Raw genomic sequence first — 15387 nt, 5'->3', positions numbered from 1 at the left:
AATGCAAAGAAGATCATTTATAAAAAAAACAACAGCTACAGGAATCGGGATAGCATTAGTTCCCTCAATTACATTAGGTCAATCTCAAGATGTAGAATATTCTATTTTAGAATTGATGGGCAAAAGTGATATTGAGCTGTATGGCAAAGGTATCAACTTAAGAAAAGAAGCTCACGATGCATTCATTGAAATGAAAAGAGCGGCTTATACGGGTGGTATCGATTTAAAAATTGTTTCTAGTTACCGTAGTTTTAATCGTCAACAGGTAATTTTCGAAAATAAATTTATCAAATATACTGATGCAGGCATGGATCCGCTTGCCGCAATATCTAAAATCATAGAATATTCAACTATTCCAGGAACAAGTAGACACCATTGGGGTACAGATATTGATGTTATAGATGGCTACCAAAAAGTTAATGGTGATGTTTTAGTTCCATCAAAATATGGCGAAGGTCAGCCTTTTTCGGATTTCAAAAAGTGGATGGATGAAAATTCAGAGAAATTTGGTTTTTACTTGGTCTATACCGATGACAAAAAAAGAAGAGGATTTAAATATGAGCCTTGGCATTTCAGCTACGCCCCTATTTCTATTCCTATGCTAGAAACTTTCCGTAGCAAAAATTTATTGCAAATTTATAAAGAGGAAGATTTTCTTGGAAGTGAATACTTTACATCTGGTTTTTTAAGAAGCTATATTACTGATAATGTATTGGACATTAACTCAAAGCTTCTTTAAGCTTTTCACGTATTAAAAAATTACTAAAACACTAACCATGAAAAGAGGTAATTGGAAAATTAGAATATTTATAGGCTTAGCTATTGTAGCTTTTGCCTTTATTAAAAAATGCAGTAATACCGAGGAGAACCCGTATACAGGCCGCGAGCAACATATTACCATGACGTCCGATCAAGAGATTGCTATTGGATTGCAAAGTGCACCTGAAATGGCGCAACAACATGGCGGTTTATACCCTGATGAAAAACTACAAGCTTTTGTTAAAAAAGTGGGGAATCGTTTGATTAATAATAGTATTGCTAAAGAGACACCTTATCAATATGACTTTCATTTACTTGCAGATGATCAAACCATTAATGCTTTTGCATTACCTGGCGGACAGTGCTTTATTACCTATGCCTTGTTTTCTCAATTAAATGAAGCACAACTAGCAGGCGTAATGGGTCATGAAATTGGCCACGTTATTGGTCGCCATTCTGCTGAGCGTATTGCAGATTCACAAACATGGCAAACCGCAACAATGGGCGCGACTGTAGGTGCGGGAGACATGGGAAGCATTGTGGGGAGCATTGGGCAAAACACATTACTAAAGAACGGAAGAAATGACGAACTAGAAAGTGATGACCTAGGTGTTCTTTTCATGATCAAAGCGGGCTATGATCCTTACGAAATGATTAAAGTAATGGAAATTTTAAAAGCTGCCGGTGGACCTAATCGTGCTCCTGAATTTCAAAGTACACACCCAGATCCAGTCAATAGAATTGAGAAGATAAAGGCCGCTATTGAAAAATACCAAGAATAAGAAGAGTGCATTTCATCTAATATATGGTGATAACATCGTATTTGTGCAATATTTTATTAGCTTTGTAAAACCCAAACTTTTACACTACGCTTGATCCTTATAGCTTTGATTTATAAACATTTAAATGAAACTATATGGGTACACTCACACATTTCAGGAATGTTTACTTAGAAGCTTTTGAAAATTGTAGACCTATGTTTATCGTAGTTTTACTTAAGATCTATTCATTATTCTCTGTATTAATGATTTCTATGGCTCTTTATGCGTTTGCATATCGTGCAATAAACGGATTCAGATTTTAAAAAGCAGCTCTTTTACTTGAACACTAGAAGAAGTAAACTTAAAAAAAGCCCTCTAAATTTAAATTTAGAGGGCTTTTTAAATGCTAAGCATTTCGTTTAAAACTATTTTTTCTTCCAGTGCGCTTCAATTACCTCTAAGGCATCAACGGCTCTAGATTGTTCCGCATGCTTCTTGATACTTCTACCTCTATCACATTTAATAGTGATGTCTGCTCCGTTTTCAATAAGCACTTCTAAAATATCTGCACGGTTGTAACGCGCTGCAAAAATAGCAGGTGTCATTCCTAGTGATTTTTCGTTCACATCTTCCCCTAAAGAAATCATGCTTTTAACGGTTTGAATATCCCCTTTTAAAATAGCATTACAAAAAGAACTTAATCCTGTAATTTTTTTAATGTTGATCGTTGTTTCCGGAGAAGTTTTTAAACTTGTTTCTGCTTTAACGCTTGTACTGATTAATGTTAGCCCTAGAACTGCAATTACAAATGATTTTTTCATGATGTTGATTTTTTGATGTTGATGAATTATGATTATACTAAAAGAGACGACGTTGTTTTCAATTTGTTTCACCTCAAACCCCTAAATAACAATTATTTAACATTAAGCAGCTTTTAGACTGCTATCATTTAGACAATTTTAACACTGTAAAAAGAAGTGCTATTTTCTAGCATATACTGGCTTTTCATCTTATTTTTGAGGTAACAAATAATTAGTCCGATGAATAAGAAAGTAATATTGATGATTTTGGATGGTTGGGGTAAATCGCCTAATCCAAAAGTTTCAGCTGTAGATAATGCAAACACGCCTTTTATAGACCGAATTCAGAAAGAATATTCCAATGCGAACTTACTTACTGACGGTATGAACGTTGGTCTTCCTGAGGGACAAATGGGGAATAGCGAGGTTGGTCATATGAATTTAGGTGCAGGTAGAATTGTATACCAAGATTTAGCCAAAATAAATAAAGCGGTAAAAGAAGATACGCTTAAGGATGAAAAAGTATTAAAAGAAGCTTTTTTATACGCAAAAGAAAACAACAAGCCTGTGCATTTCGTAGGCCTGTTGAGTGATGGAGGTGTTCATAGCCATACCTCACATTTAAAAGGATTAATAAAAGCTAGTGAGGCCTATAATCTTGACAAGGTATATATTCACGCCTTTACAGACGGTAGAGATGTAGATCCAAAAAGTGGAAAAGGATATGTTACTGCTCTTAATGAATTCTGTGCCGACAAAAAAGCAAAAATAGCTACGGTTATTGGCCGTTATTACGCAATGGATAGAGATAAACGTTGGGAGCGTATTAAATTAGCCTATGATCTTTTAGTTAATAACATTGGGACTAAAACAAATGATATTGCAGCAGAATTACAAAAAAATTACGATGCTGATGTTACGGATGAGTTTATTAAACCAATTGTAGCTACCAACGCGGATAATACACCTATTGCAAAAATTGAAAACGGTGACGTTTTAATCTTTTTTAACTTTAGAACAGACCGTGGTCGTGAACTTACCGAAGTATTAAGTCAAGTAGATATGCACGAACAAAACATGCATAAGCTAGATTTATACTATGTAACTATGACCAACTATAACGATGCCTATAAAAACATCCATGTAGTTTATGACAAAGATAATATTGAAAAAACTTTAGGTGAAGTTTTATCTGAAGCAGGTAAAAAGCAAATTAGAATTGCCGAAACAGAGAAATACCCGCACGTAACCTTTTTCTTTAATGGCGGTCGTGAAACACCTTTTGAAGGCGAAGAAAGATTACTTTGTCCCTCTCCTAAAGTTGCCACTTACGATCTTCAGCCAGAAATGAGTGCGTATGAAATTAGAGATGCTATTATTCCTGAATTGGAAAAAGGCGATGCTGATTTTATATGCTTAAATTTTGCCAACCCGGATATGGTTGGACACACTGGAGTGATGTCCGCAGCTATTAAAGCTTGCGAAGTTGTAGACAGTTGTGCAGAAGCAGTAGTTACTGCCGGTTTAAAAAATGGATACTCTAGTATTGTTATTGCGGATCATGGGAATTGCGAGACAATGATTAATCCTGATGGGAGTCCGAATACAGCACACACTACAAATCCAGTTCCATTAATTTTGGTAGATAAGGATCATATTAAAATTAAAGATGGTGTTTTAGGAGATATTGCACCAACAATTTTAAAATTAATGGGCGTTGCACAACCTGCACTAATGACCCAGAAACCATTGGTATAAAATGTACCAAAAAACGTATATTTGCACTCTATGATTATAGTAAAAAACACAGAAGAAATAGAATTAATGCGCGAAAGCGCATTAATCGTTTCAAAGACTTTAGGAATGCTTGCTAGCGAAGTAAAACCAGGCGTTACTACCTTACAATTGGATGCTTTGGCAGAAGCTTTTATTCGTGACCACGGAGCTGTTCCAGGCTTTTTAGGCTTGTATGATTTCCCAAACTCACTTTGCATGAGTCCTAATGCTCAAATAGTACACGGAATCCCTAACAATACCCCTTTAGTTGAAGGTGATATTATATCTATTGACTGTGGGGCTTTTAAAAATGATTTTCACGGAGACCATGCTTATACCTTTGAAGTAGGTGAAGTAGCTCCAGAAACCAAAAAATTATTAGACGTTACCAAAGCATCACTGTATGTTGGTATTCGAGAATTTAAATCTGGCAATCGTGTTGGCGATGTTGGCTATGCGATTCAAAAATTTACGGAAGATCACGGCTATGGTGTGGTACGGGAATTGGTAGGCCATGGTTTGGGACGTAAAATGCATGAAGATCCTGAAATGCCCAATTACGGCAAAAGAGGACGAGGTAAAAAATTTATTGAAGGAATGGTAGTCGCTATAGAACCAATGACCAATCTAGGAACGCATAGAATAAAACAACTTAAAGATGGTTGGACTATTTTAACGGCTGATGGAAAACCAAGTGCGCATTTTGAGCATGATATTGCCTTAGTAAACGGAAAGCCTGAACTTTTATCTACCTTCAAATATATTTACGAGGCTTTAGGTATTGAAAGCAACGAAGAAGATGAGTTTAGACAAGTAAAAATCTAAACGCCTTAAAAAATAGCAGCGTCACCTACATTTTCACTAGCGAAAACCCCATAAATTAGTGTCAAAAATTTTCAAGTATATTTTAAATACCATACCTAGACCAATCCTTATTAAATTAAGTTATTTGGCGCGACCTGTATTGGCTTTCTCCATGCAAGGTGACACGTATACAGATCCTATTGACGGCAAAAGTTTTAAACAATTTTTGCCTTATGGATACGAAAGCCCTAGAGAGAATGTACTATCCCCCTCTACCCTATCCTTAGAACGCCACAGACTTCTATGGCTGTATTTAAAAGAGGAAACAGATTTCTTTACTAAGAAGTCTAAACTTTTACATTTTGCCCCTGAACAGGCATTTTTTAAACGTTTTAAAGCGCTAGAAAATTTAAATTATACAACAACAGATTTAGATTCACCACTTGCGGATATAAAAGCTGATATATGCGATCTTCCTTTTGCAGATAATAGCTTCGATATTATATTTTGCAATCACGTATTAGAACACATTCCAGATGACACAAAGGCGATGCAAGAGCTCTACCGGATTCTAAAACCTAATGGCTGGGCCATTCTACAAATTCCTCAAGATCTAAAGAGAGCAGCTACTTTTGAAGACAATACGATAACCAATCGTAAAGAACGCGCAAAAATATTTGGGCAATACGATCATGTTAGAATATACGGAAGAGATTATTTCACAAAACTTAGAGCCATAGGTTTTCACGTAGATGAAGTAGATTACACTTCAAAATTAACACCTGCCGAAATAGATAAGTATCGTTTAGCTTCTGGAGAAATACTACCTGTGGTTAGAAAACTTATTACTTAACATACAATTTCTCAAAGCCCTTCGTAACAAATTGCTTCACAGCTCCATTGCCATCGATATAAACGATTAAAGCTTCAAAACCTTCCTTGTCTAAAATTAAACTCGTAGATTTTTCTAGATCCATAGCCATAAAAGCGGTAGCATAAGCATCTGCTTCTGCACAGGACTTGCCTAAAATAGTTACCCCCAAAACGTTAGAGTTTTTTGTATACCCTGTTATAGGATCTACGGTATGTACATACTTAACACCACTCATTGGGTCCTCTCTAAAATGTCTGTAATTACCCGAAGAAGCAAGCCCCTTGTTTACTAATTTTATTTTAGCAATTGGCTTACTGCGGTCATTAGCTTGTGGATCATCAATACCCACTACAAAATCTTTATTTTTAATTTTATTTTTCCCTTTCGCTACTAATTCTCCACCCACTTCAATCAAATAATTTGATATTCCTTTTGCTTCTAACAAAACCCCCAAACGATCTACTGCATATCCTTTTGCAACAGCGTTAAAATCAAAAACGATATTAGGGTTCATTTTGGATATGGTATTATCATCATTCAGCCGTACTTTACCAAAACCAACAAAATGCAACAAACTATCTACACGCGTACTGTCTAGTTCTATTTGCTTTCCAGGACCAAAGCCCCAGGAGTTCACTAAAACCCCAACTGTGGGATCAAAATAACCTTCTGTACGTGCGTTTATGTCTTTTGATAAGTTAAATACGTCTTGAAACATTCCATCTACCACAATGGTACTATCTCCAGCATTAATTTTAGAAATATCGGAATCAGGAATATAGGTAGACATTGATTGGTTGATTGCTGTAAAAACAGAATCAACTTCTTTTTCAAAATTACGCTCCATAGTATCGTAGAACAAAATAGAATAAGTAGTCCCTAGCGCACTACCTGATTGTCTATTTTCAACGATAACATCTTCACAAGAAAATATGATCAATGCGAAGCTTAGTACAAATATTCCTTTAAACACTCTAAATTTTAACAAGTCCATCATAATCAACTATGTAATCTTCATTTAAGTAAACAGGCAGGTTGTAGTCTTTTGCATTTACCAAGCCAACACCAGCATAATAGGTTAACGCCTCAAACTTCTCCGCATGTTCCTTCATTTTTGTTAAATTATGCAAATCTAGATCATTAGGATCATTAGGATATGCTATAGCCTTAACGACCACAAAATGAAGTACTTTTTCTTTAACACAAACGAATTGTGGATTCTTTTTAAGCGTACTATTTACTGACAAAAACTCGAAACCATCTGCCTCTAAATGTTTGCCAACAATATTCATTGCTAAGTTATGTAATTCTTGTTCAGAAAGCTCTTGCATACTAAAATTAAGGAATAAAAAAACCGATATAAAAATATCGGTTTTTAGTATAAATAAAAATATTATTTGAACTTTATTAGCTTTTACCCTCCGAAATCATCGAATCTAATGTGCTCATCTGGGATACCAAAATCTTCACCCATTTTCTGAACAGCTTTATTCATCAAAGGAGGTCCACAGAAATACAACTCTATATCCTCAGGAGATTCGTGTAAGCTCAGATAGTTATCAATAACACAGTTGTGAATAAATCCAACAAAACCATCGCCAGGAGCATCTACTGATTCTTTAACTTTCCAATTATCTTCTGGTGCTGGCTCAGAAAGTGCTAAATAGAACTTAAAGTTAGGGAAGTCTTTTTCCAACTTGAAGAAATGATCTAAATAGAATAATTCTCTTTTAGAACGACCACCATACCAATAAGACACTTTTCTACCAGTTTTTAAGGTTCTGAATAGATGGTATAAATGAGATCTCATTGGTGCCATACCTGCACCACCACCAACGTAAAGCATTTCAGAATCTGATTCGTTGATAAAGAATTCACCGTAAGGTCCTGAAATTACAACATCATCACCAGGTTTAAGGTTAAAAATATAAGAAGAAGCCACACCTGGATTTACATCCATCCATCCGTTTTTAGCTCTATCCCAAGGTGGAGTAGCAATACGAACGTTAAGCATAATTTCTCTTCCTTCAGCAGGATAAGAAGCCATTGAATAAGCTCTTTCTACTGTTTCAGGATTTTTCATCACTAAAGGCCATAAGTTAAACTTATCCCATTCTGCTTGAAACTTATCTGGCGTTTCATGTTCTTCTGGGTGAGCCGTAATATCTATATCAGCATATTTTACTTCACATTCAGGAATCTCAATTTGAATATACCCCCCTGCTTTGTAATTCATATCTTCTGGAATCTCTACAACAAATTCCTTAATAAATGAAGCTACATTATAATTACGCACCACTTTACCTGGCCATTTTTTAATTCCGAATACCTCTTCAGGAATAGTAATTTCCATGTCTTGTTTCACTTTTACCTGACAAGATAAACGTGCTCCATGAAGTAATTCCTTTCTTGAAAAATGAGGGGTTTCTGTTGGTAAGGCTTCACCACCACCAGAGAGTACGTGACATTCACATTGAATACATGTACCACCACCACCACATGCAGATGGCAAGAATATTTTTTGATTTCCTAAAGTAGATAATAAAGATCCACCTGAGTTAACTTCTATCTTCTTTTCCCCGTTAATTGTTATGGTAACAGGCCCTGAAGGTGATAACTTTTCTTTTGTAAATAAAAGTAATGCAACTAATACTAATAAAAGAATCATAAAAGCAATCACGGTAATTGCTATTGTTCCACCTGTACTTGTAGCTAAAATCATTCTTATTTATTTAAAACTTCGTTATAAGAAACCTCTTTTTCTGAAATTTCTTTATTTATTTTCTTTTCTTCTTTAACAGCAGTCTCAGTAGCTACTTCAGGAGCAGCATCATCACCACCTGTTAACATACCACCAAAACTCATAAAACCAATTGCCATTAAACCAGTGATAATAAATGTAATCCCTAAACCTCTTAAAGGTGCTGGTACATTTGAATACCTGATTTTCTCTCTAATAGCCGCAATTGCTAAAATCGCTAAGAACCATCCAATACCAGAAGACAAGCCATAATTAAAAGCCAAGCCTAATGTTTGAATATCTCTAGATTGCATAAATAAAGATCCTCCTAAAATTGCACAGTTTACAGCAATCAAGGGTAAAAATATACCTAGCGAGTTATATAATGATGGGGAGAATTTTTCTACCACGATCTCTACCAATTGTACCATTGTTGCAATGGTAGCAATAAACAAGATAAAAGATAAAAAACTTAGGTCATAATCCGCATATTCTGGACCCAACCAAGCTAATGCACCGTCTCTTAAGATATACTGATCCAACAACCAGTTTAAGGGTACAGTCACCGCTAATACGAAAATTACAGCAGCACCTAATCCTACCGCAGTGGTAACCTTTTTAGATACCGCTAGATAAGAACACATCCCCAAGAATGTGGCAAATACCATATTATCAATAAATATGGATTTAAAGAATAATTCTACATGTTCTAACATAATACTATTTTCTTGGAATGACTACTTAATTTTCTTCTACTAAAGCTGGGTTTCTTGAACGTTGTACCCAAATGATAATACCCACCACTATTAATGCCATTGGCGAAAGCAACATAAAACCATTGTTTTCATACCCTATAGCATACAAACCAGTTTTAGTAATTGGATCTCCTAAAACCTTAAATCCTAATAACGTACCTGAACCCAAAAGTTCTCTAAAGAAACCAATGATAATAAGTATTAAACCATACCCAGCTGCATTACCAATACCATCTAAAAACGATCTCCAAGGGCCATTTGCTAAAGCGAATGCCTCAAAACGTCCCATGATAATACAGTTTGTAATAATAAGACCAACAAACACGGAAAGTGTTTTACTTAATTCATAAGCAAAGGCTTTTAATACCTGATCTACAATAATTACCAAAGCTGCAACAACTACAAGTTGTACAATGATTCGGATTTTGGAAGGAATAATATTACGCATCAATGAAATAACCACGTTACCCATTGCGAGAACAAACATTACTGAAACCGCCATTACAATAGACGCCTTTAATTCTGCCGTAATTGCTAGGGCAGAACAAATTCCCAATACTTGAATCGTAATTGGGTTATTATCTGCTAGAGGATCTAAAATCAGTCCACTATCTTTTTTTGAAAGTAATCTCATAATTTAATTAACTCTAATAGTTTTTAAATAATCTTCATAAAACTTCATGGTCTCTGAAATCATTGCAGAAACACCATTACCTGTAATTGTCGCACCAGCAAGAGCATCTACCTTGTTGTCATCTTTTCTTGCGTTAATAGGATCATTATTTCCTTTTGCCACACTTATACCAGAATACTTAGTCCCTGACATAATGCTTTCTCCAGTAAAATCATCCATAAAATAACGCTGCTTAATGTTTGCACCTAATCCAGGAGTTTCTCCTTTATGGTCAAAATAAACACCTTGTACAACCATTTTATCATCTAAAGCAATAAATCCCCAAATAGCATCCCAAAGACCTTTACCGTACATTGGAATGATATAAAACTTTTTACCATCTTTATCTCCTATGAATAAAGGAAGTTTTGCTTTTTCCCCTTTCCTAGCTAAAGTAGTTTGCTTTTTTACATCAATTAAATAAGCATTTTCATCTTTTAAGACTTTACCGTCTTCTATAACTAATTGCTCTTTAATATATTTTGTAAATTCAGCTTCTACCTTATCTGCAGGAATAAAATTTACACTACCCTCATCAACATTTTCATTTACGCCCATTGCGTAAAGAATATTCTGCTGTTTTTCAAAACGTTGATTTTCTTTAATCTTATCACTTAAGCCAGAAGCTGTAAGTGCTAAAACAGAACCAACTACTACTACCATTATAGCCGCAAAAACAACGGTATAAAGATTCTTATCTGTGTTAACTGCCATAATTAAACTGTTTCGGCTTTTAATTTTTCTGTTTTACTACCGCTGTCGTTTGGTAAAACTGTAGCGTTCTTTAATCTTTTCAAACGTTTATTAATGTTTCCACGAACCACATAATGATCTATCGTAGGTGCAAATACATTCATTAGTAATATTGCTAAGAAAACACCTTCTGGATATGCTGGGTTAAATACACGAATCATCACCGAAATAAATCCGATAAAGAAACCATAAAACCATTTACCCTTATTAGTTTGCGAACCAGTTACTGGATCTGTAGCCATATAAACAATACCAAATGCCAATCCTCCAACAATTAAATGTTTCCAGAAGGTAAAGCTCATTAGTCCGTAAAATTTACTTGTATCTGTAATCCAACCCGCACTAACAACACCGTTGAAGATTAAACCCATTACCAAAGCACCTAAAACAGCACTTAACATAATTCTCCAACTTGCTATTTTACTGAAAATTAAAAATAGTCCTCCTAAAATTATTAAGAATGTTGACGTCTCTCCAACAGAACCAGGAATAAACCCGAAGAACATATCTGAAATAGAGTATGTCATTTCAGCTACTCTATTTTGAGCCAGAAACCCTAGAATAGTTTCTCCTGAAATTGCATCTGGAGTACCTGCTAATTTCACAGCATCATATACCCAAACCTTATCACCACTCATCCATGTTGGATATGCAAAGAATAAAAATGCTCGAATAGTTAATGCCGGATTTAAAATATTCATTCCAGTACCACCAAATACTTCTTTTCCTATTACAACACCAAATACAACTGCAATAGACAACATCCATAATGGCGTATCAATCGGAACAATAAGCGGTACTAACATACCCGTTACCAAATACCCTTCTTCTACTTCATGTCCTTTTATAACGGCAAAGATAAATTCAACCAAAAGTCCAACACCATAAGAAACAACCACTAAAGGAAGTACTTTTATAATTCCGATCCAAAAATTATCCCAAGTCAAGAAGTTTCCAAAAACAGAAACCTCGCGAATAACACCCTTTGCCGCATCTATTGCTGCAAAATGCTGATATCCCGCATTGAACATTGAAAACAGTAAAACTGGAATAAGCGCCATAATTACCGTATTCATGGTACGCTTTAAATCATCTGCACCTCTTATATGACTACCCGAATGTGTAGTTTCATTAGGAGCATATAGAAAAGTATGTATTGCATTAAAGGCTGGCGCCATTTTCTTGCCTTTATACTCCTCTTTTAAATTGTGTAATTTATTTTTAAGGCTCATAGTTATCCTATTTCTTTTTGTAATAAATCTAATCCTTCACGAATAATTTGCTGATGAGGTTGCTTAGAAATACAGATAAATTCTGTCAATGAAAAATCTTCCGGAGCAACTTCATACAATCCTAATTGTTCCATTTCATCTAAATCTTTAACCATACACGCTTTTAACAATTGCATTGGAAAAATATCTAATGGAAACACCTCTTCATATTGACCTGTAACCACAAATGCTCTATGTTCGCCATTCGTATTGGTGGTAAGATCATATTTCTTCTTAGGACTTAACCAAGAAAAGGTTAACGCTCTAGTAGTCGAGATTTTATTAAAAACTGGCTTATTCCAACCAAAAAATTCATAATCATTTCCTTCAGGAATCGCCGTTACAGTATTGTTATAAAAGCCTAAATAACCATCTTGACTAGCTATAGATCCTGTTAAAACATCACCATTTATAACTCTAAAATTCTCTCCATTTACTCCACTCGCATAAAGGAATGTTGCAATTTCAGATCCAATTTTAGTGATATAATATTGAGGTTTTTTTACCGAAGAACCCGCTAAAGCAACAATACGCTCTGCGTTAAATTTACCCGTAAGTAATAATTCTCCAATAATTACTAAATCTTGAGGTGTAATTACCCAAACTACTTCTCCTTTATTAACAGGATCAAGTTTATTAATTTGTGTACCTACAAGACCAGCAGGATGCGGACCAGAAACCTGATGCATTTCAGCATCTTTTAACCCCGCTAATGGAGAACTAGAATCACCATAAGAAACATGTACTTTACCTGGCGTAAGTTTAGAAACCGCAGAAATAGCTGCTTGTAATTCTTTTTCTCTACCTTTTAAAGTATAGTTCAGTTCTGCTGCCAAGGGAGCGGTTACATATCCTGACACAAAAATTGCTTTTGGCGTCGTTTCAGGATTTGCAATCACATCATAAGGTCGTTGTTTGATAAACGGCCAGCTACCAGACTTAAGCAATAATGCTTTAATATCTGCAGCTGATGCACTACCTAGATTTGGAACTTGAAGTTCTATTGATTCTTGAGTTTTACCAGCCAAAATCTTAAGTGAAAGGATTTTTCTTCGATCCCCTCTTTTAATTTCAACTAATTCACCACTCACAGGAGAAACAAAAAGCATTGATTCATGATTTTTGTTGTAGAAGAGCGCCTCACCTGCTTTTACTTCCGCGCCTTCTTTTACAAGCATTTTAGGGGCAACCCCATGAAAGTCTTGTAAATTTATAACATAAACATTACTATTTGGAGCCTTAACTGTACTTGTATCAGCCTTACCCACCAAATTAATGTTTAAGCCTTTTTTAATTCTGATGTCTTTAGACATATTAATGTAGACCTTAGGTTAACAAAATTTGATGCAAATTTAAAATTTTAAGAGTACATTTCGCTACTAAAATAAGCAAGAATATACTATTTATATTTATTCTAAATAATAGCAGAGATAAAACGACCACAAGTTTTTTAGGCATAACTTTTGCTTATCTTTGCCAAACAACCGCTTACAATGAAAAAATATTTTTTATTATTCTTATTACTAGTTAGTTATTTAAACACTACCGCTCAAGTTCAAGAAGAAATAAACCCTCCTGAAAACATTAAAACTATTGTTTTTAAAGGCGAAACCGAAGATCAATTTCCAATTATTCTACTTGGAGACCCCATCTATTTAGAATTTGATGACATCACCGCAGGTGAATATGATTATTATTACAAAATTACACACTATAATTATGACTGGACACCTTCCGATTTGCTAAAATCGCAATACTTAAACGGAATTGACGATCAAAGAATTACAGACTATGATAATAGTTACAACACATTACAACCCTACTCTAATTATAAACTCACCATACCTAATGACAATGTAAGGTTAAAGATTAGCGGTAATTATATGTTAGAAGTTTATGACAGTAATTACGAGATTGTTTTTTCAAGAAGGTTTGTAGTCTACCAAGACCTAGTCACAGTTGGGGTTACTCCAAAAAGAACCCGTGATTTCGAATTCATTAATGAGAAACAAATAATTCAAATCAATATAAACTACAGTAACTTTTCGGTGGTAAATCCAAAAAAAGAAGTAAAACTAGCCATTATTCAAAACTATTATTGGCCTACCGCTATCCACAATATTAAGCCACAATTTACACTAGGCAATGAGTTGATTTATAAATATGACAACGAAACAAGCTTTTATGCTGGAAATGAATTTCTAAACTTTGACACTAAAGATTTAAGATCTGCAACTGCAGCAATTTCTTCTATAGAATTGACAGATATATACAACCACTATTTATTCACAAATCGATACCGCAACAACACCCCTTACACTTATTTCCCAGACATTGATGGCGATTTTGTAGTTCGCACATTACAAGGAGATGATTCTTCTAGAGAAGCAGAGTACACTAAACTCCATTTTAGCCTACCTTATAAAGAAGAACTCGGTCTAGATGACGTTTATGTTTTTGGAAAGTTTAATAATTATGCGATCACTGAAGAAAATAAAATGACTTATAATTCTGAAAACGGACTTCTAGAAGCAACGCTTCTAATGAAGCAAGGTTTTTACAATTATAAGTATGTTACCAAACAAGGAGAAACAATAGATCTAAACAAAATTTCAGGAAATTTTCACAACACCGAAAATCATTATCTAGTTTTGGTCTACTACCGAAATTTTGGAGATTTATATGACAGCATTATCGGTATCGGATCTGCAAACTCTATAAACATTAGCAACTAAAATTCTCCTATTATACCCTTTAAAAAGCTTATTACATCGAAGTTCTAAATTATCTCAACTAAAAAAGCAAAAACTTTTATATATTGCTTAAAATTATAAGCTTGCTATGAAATTTTTATAAAATTTTAGCGTTTTATAAATGATAAAAATTTATAAAAATTTAAGTAAAGCTGTTAGTTATTTCTTAGTTTTAAGACTAAAATACCGAACATTATTCGTCGTAAAAAATTAGCATTTGAAAACAATGACAACTCAGATAACAAAAGGGATAAAGATTTCTGTAAGCACAAGTTTTGAAGGTACGTTTTTTAAAAATTACAAAACGCACTATGCTTTTGGCTATACCATTACTATTGAAAACCAAAGCAAAGATTCTGTGCAGCTCACTTCTCGTCATTGGAAAATATACGACTCTTTAAATGAATTAGAGGTGTTAGATGGCGAAGGCGTTATAGGCAAAAAACCCGTTATACTTCCTGGAGAATCACACACCTACAGCTCTGGATGTCTATTAACTTCTACCATAGGTGCTATGAAAGGTCACTACAACATGGTGAATTTCACTACAAATGAAAAATTTAGAGTATACATTCCTACTTTTAAATTTAGCACTCCGTTTACCTTGAACTAATACTTTTATACTTTTTATAGCTATTAACTTTTAGTACCTTTACCTCGATTTTTAA

General features: G+C 34.5%; 17 protein-coding genes. 8 read left to right on the top strand and 9 right to left on the bottom strand.

Annotation, left to right across the window (positions count from 1 at the left end):
- Nucleotide 1 precedes the first annotated feature (1 nt).
- From GQR94_RS12175 to GQR94_RS22950, 3 genes are all read left to right on the top strand, one after another.
- Nucleotides 2–739 (top strand): M15 family metallopeptidase, encoded by a 738-nt coding sequence (locus GQR94_RS12175; RefSeq protein ID WP_158975761.1) that lies wholly within the window; start codon nt 2–4, stop codon nt 737–739.
- A gap of 37 nt (nt 740–776) precedes the next feature.
- Entirely contained in the window at nt 777–1541 is a 765-nt protein-coding gene (locus tag GQR94_RS12170; RefSeq protein WP_158975760.1) for a M48 family metalloprotease, read from the top strand.
- Nucleotides 1542–1675: 134 nt separating this feature from the next.
- The gene (locus GQR94_RS22950) at nt 1676–1843 is read left to right on the top strand and encodes a DUF6747 family protein (protein ID WP_370458253.1); all 168 of its coding nucleotides are present in this window, start codon (nt 1676–1678) and stop codon (nt 1841–1843) included.
- A 102-nt stretch (nt 1844–1945) separates the two neighbouring features.
- On the opposite strand, the gene GQR94_RS12165 is transcribed toward GQR94_RS22950, so the two are convergent.
- Nucleotides 1946–2341 (bottom strand): ankyrin repeat domain-containing protein, encoded by a 396-nt coding sequence (locus tag GQR94_RS12165; protein ID WP_158975759.1) that lies wholly within the window; start codon nt 2339–2341, stop codon nt 1946–1948.
- A 219-nt stretch (nt 2342–2560) separates the two neighbouring features.
- Between GQR94_RS12165 and gpmI the strand changes: the two genes are divergently transcribed.
- From gpmI to GQR94_RS12150, 3 genes are read left to right on the top strand one after another with little or no spacing between them, the layout of a single operon-like run.
- Complete coding sequence (gene gpmI / locus GQR94_RS12160; RefSeq protein WP_158975758.1) at nt 2561–4078, top strand: 2,3-bisphosphoglycerate-independent phosphoglycerate mutase; 1518 nt, start codon at nt 2561–2563, stop codon at nt 4076–4078.
- A gap of 30 nt (nt 4079–4108) precedes the next feature.
- On the top strand, nt 4109–4921 hold the full coding sequence (gene map, locus GQR94_RS12155; RefSeq protein ID WP_158975757.1) for a type I methionyl aminopeptidase: 813 nt from the start codon (nt 4109–4111) through the stop codon (nt 4919–4921).
- A gap of 58 nt (nt 4922–4979) precedes the next feature.
- Nucleotides 4980–5753, top strand: a complete 774-nt coding sequence (locus GQR94_RS12150; RefSeq protein ID WP_158975756.1) for a class I SAM-dependent methyltransferase — start codon at nt 4980–4982, stop codon at nt 5751–5753.
- Here GQR94_RS12150 and GQR94_RS12145 read toward each other — a convergent pair.
- The 8 genes from GQR94_RS12145 to GQR94_RS12110 all read right to left on the bottom strand — a co-directional run bounded on the left by GQR94_RS12145 (nt 5746) and on the right by GQR94_RS12110 (nt 13279).
- The gene (locus GQR94_RS12145; RefSeq protein ID WP_158975755.1) at nt 5746–6771 is read right to left on the bottom strand and encodes an FAD:protein FMN transferase; all 1026 of its coding nucleotides are present in this window, start codon (nt 6769–6771) and stop codon (nt 5746–5748) included. The genes GQR94_RS12150 and GQR94_RS12145 overlap by 8 nt on opposite strands.
- Nucleotides 6749–7105, bottom strand: a complete 357-nt coding sequence (locus GQR94_RS12140) for a Na(+)-translocating NADH-quinone reductase subunit F (RefSeq protein WP_158975754.1) — start codon at nt 7103–7105, stop codon at nt 6749–6751. The genes GQR94_RS12145 and GQR94_RS12140 overlap by 23 nt, the downstream gene beginning before the upstream one ends.
- Nucleotides 7106–7188: 83 nt before the next feature.
- Nucleotides 7189–8496 carry an NADH:ubiquinone reductase (Na(+)-transporting) subunit F gene (gene nqrF, locus GQR94_RS12135; protein WP_158975753.1) on the bottom strand — a complete coding sequence of 436 codons (1308 nt, stop codon included), beginning with the start codon at nt 8494–8496 and terminating at the stop codon, nt 7189–7191.
- 2 nt (nt 8497–8498) lie between these two features.
- A complete protein-coding gene (nqrE, locus tag GQR94_RS12130; protein ID WP_158975752.1) occupies nt 8499–9230 on the bottom strand; it encodes an NADH:ubiquinone reductase (Na(+)-transporting) subunit E in 732 nt (243 codons plus the stop codon).
- 25 nt (nt 9231–9255) lie between these two features.
- Complete coding sequence (locus GQR94_RS12125; RefSeq protein ID WP_158975751.1) at nt 9256–9903, bottom strand: NADH:ubiquinone reductase (Na(+)-transporting) subunit D; 648 nt, start codon at nt 9901–9903, stop codon at nt 9256–9258.
- 3 nt (nt 9904–9906) lie between these two features.
- Complete coding sequence (locus tag GQR94_RS12120; RefSeq protein WP_158975750.1) at nt 9907–10656, bottom strand: Na(+)-translocating NADH-quinone reductase subunit C; 750 nt, start codon at nt 10654–10656, stop codon at nt 9907–9909.
- Nucleotides 10657–10658: 2 nt separating this feature from the next.
- Nucleotides 10659–11927, bottom strand: coding sequence for an NADH:ubiquinone reductase (Na(+)-transporting) subunit B (locus GQR94_RS12115; RefSeq protein WP_158975749.1), 1269 nt, complete (start codon nt 11925–11927; stop codon nt 10659–10661).
- Between the two features lie 2 nt (nt 11928–11929).
- A complete protein-coding gene (locus GQR94_RS12110; protein ID WP_158975748.1) occupies nt 11930–13279 on the bottom strand; it encodes a Na(+)-translocating NADH-quinone reductase subunit A in 1350 nt (449 codons plus the stop codon).
- Between the two features lie 180 nt (nt 13280–13459).
- Between GQR94_RS12110 and GQR94_RS12105 the strand changes: the two genes are divergently transcribed.
- A complete protein-coding gene (locus GQR94_RS12105; protein WP_158975747.1) occupies nt 13460–14701 on the top strand; it encodes a DUF5103 domain-containing protein in 1242 nt (413 codons plus the stop codon).
- A 244-nt stretch (nt 14702–14945) separates the two neighbouring features.
- Nucleotides 14946–15332, top strand: coding sequence for a Co2+/Mg2+ efflux protein ApaG (gene apaG, locus GQR94_RS12100; RefSeq protein WP_041557705.1), 387 nt, complete (start codon nt 14946–14948; stop codon nt 15330–15332).
- Nucleotides 15333–15387 lie beyond the last annotated feature (55 nt).

This window comes from Cellulophaga sp. L1A9, assembly GCF_009797025.1.
Taxonomy (GTDB): domain Bacteria; phylum Bacteroidota; class Bacteroidia; order Flavobacteriales; family Flavobacteriaceae; genus Cellulophaga.
Note: the sequence above shows the minus strand (reverse complement) of the source record. Positions and strands in the feature narration are given on the sequence as shown.